The sequence below is a fragment of the Pseudarthrobacter sp. PS3-L1 genome (genome assembly GCF_030063285.1).
Classification (GTDB): domain Bacteria; phylum Actinomycetota; class Actinomycetes; order Actinomycetales; family Micrococcaceae; genus Arthrobacter.
Genome location: NZ_JASISU010000015.1, coordinates 1 through 1,481 on the forward strand (window position 1 = coordinate 1; position 1,481 = coordinate 1,481).

Consider the following 1,481-nt stretch of genomic DNA (forward strand, 5'->3'; position numbering starts at 1 on the left):
CACCATGCGTTGGGTCGTCAATCGTGGGAATGTCACTCACCCTTGCCCCCTCAGCCCGGCAGCACGAGCAGCCAGTTCGTCAAGGGTGCGCTTGATCCAGTAGCGGCCCGCGTCGTCTAGGCACCACCCGGCACGCTCTTCCCGCATCTCTGCCGCCGCGTCCTCCAAAGCTTGGGCTGCGATGAACGGGGCAGCATCTTCAAGGGCGGCGCGGATGAGGTCAGCCCGTGGCTTCCAGCAGGTGCACTCTCGCTCAGGCCTCACCTCGCAGTCGGTGGAGTGCGGCAAGTATGCCATTGCTGCTTCTACAGCTTCTTGACTAACGGTCATGACTCGGCCTTCCGGCTTGCTCGTGCGCGTTCCCTGTCAATGTCGCCCAGGCACCACTTGATCTGGTTTTCCCACTCGCCGGCCTGTACGTCCTTGGCAATCTCCGAGAGTTCACTGAGTCGAACCGTTGCCCGGCCTCCGGAAGCCCATACGTCGATCACGGAGCGAATCCCCGCAGCTGCCACGTCTTGTACCGGCCCGAACCCAGCAGCAGTGAGGACGGCTTGGGTTGTTTCGGTGTGGAGGCGCTTCGTTTCGTCGTCCTGCTCAGACCATGGTGCCGCGCCGTCGATGATGGCGTCCCACGATTCGGCAGCGACCCGCTCAACCTCGGCCATTGTTTGTGCGCTCATAGTGATTTCACCTCTCTTTTCACTACGTCTAGGTGGACGCCGTAGTGCTTGGCCTTGTAGTGCGCCTCCATCTCATCGTGGTTTGCCTGCGGGTCGATGCCCGTTACTTTGTGGTTGCACCAACGCTGGAAAAAGCAATGGACCGTGAACGTGTCGAACAGCGTTGCGCTCATGGTTTGCCGCCGTTGTGGATGAGTGGCTTGCCCCAGCGCAGTAGTTGCCCGTTCAGTCCCTTGTTGTATCTAGGGAAGCTTGTCGCGTTTGGCGGCATGTAGAGGGTTAGTAGGGAGCTAACGGCAGATGCGTAACTGACCCCCGCCGCTGCGGCAAGCTCTTTTGCCTTACGGTCAATTATTTCTTTGGGGATCTGCACGTAGTAAGGGTTCCCGCTCATGTGTTGTCTCCTAGTACGGGCGCAAGGGCGGTGCGGATGTGTCGTGCGTTTTCTACCATTGATGCGCCGTCTGCAAGGATTGTCATCGCGATGCCCTCGTCCGGGATTGTCTTGGAGTAGGCCATGTCAGATGTGCCGCGAGCCTCCCATGCGTCCGCCAGCTTCTCTACCGCTTCCACAGCGGCTATGAGCGCGGCAATGTCCGTGGGTGCGGCGGCGAATGCGAGTGCGTCTGGTTCACGCTGCTCCTCGTTGATGCCGTCATTGGATGCGATGGAAGCAATTGATTCATCAGCAGCACACACATACCAGTGATCGCCGCCCCGAACACCAGTTGTGATTGCCTCGTATGGCCCTGATGTTGCTGCGGCCCATCGTGCCTTGATCCGGTCAAGGAGGGTCAT

Annotated in this window: 5 protein-coding genes; all 5 read right to left on the minus strand. The window is 59.7% G+C overall.

Annotated features, from left to right (window positions below; all coding sequences use genetic code 11):
* Positions 1–36: 36 nt before the first annotated feature.
* A complete protein-coding gene (locus QMG79_RS16550) occupies positions 37–330 on the minus strand; it encodes a hypothetical protein (protein WP_283539729.1) in 294 nt (97 codons plus the stop codon).
* Entirely contained in the window at positions 327–683 is a 357-nt protein-coding gene (locus QMG79_RS16555) for a hypothetical protein (RefSeq protein ID WP_283539730.1), read from the minus strand. Before QMG79_RS16555 ends, QMG79_RS16550 begins: the two co-directional genes overlap by 4 nt.
* The gene (locus tag QMG79_RS16560; RefSeq protein WP_283539731.1) at positions 680–856 is read right to left on the minus strand and encodes a hypothetical protein; all 177 of its coding nucleotides are present in this window, start codon (positions 854–856) and stop codon (positions 680–682) included. The genes QMG79_RS16555 and QMG79_RS16560 overlap by 4 nt, the downstream gene beginning before the upstream one ends.
* Complete coding sequence (locus QMG79_RS16565) at positions 853–1,077, minus strand: hypothetical protein (protein ID WP_283539732.1); 225 nt, start codon at positions 1,075–1,077, stop codon at positions 853–855. Before QMG79_RS16565 ends, QMG79_RS16560 begins: the two co-directional genes overlap by 4 nt.
* A partial coding sequence (locus QMG79_RS16570) for a hypothetical protein (protein WP_283539733.1) occupies positions 1,074–1,481 on the minus strand: 408 nt, incomplete at its 5' end. The genes QMG79_RS16565 and QMG79_RS16570, both read right to left, overlap by 4 nt.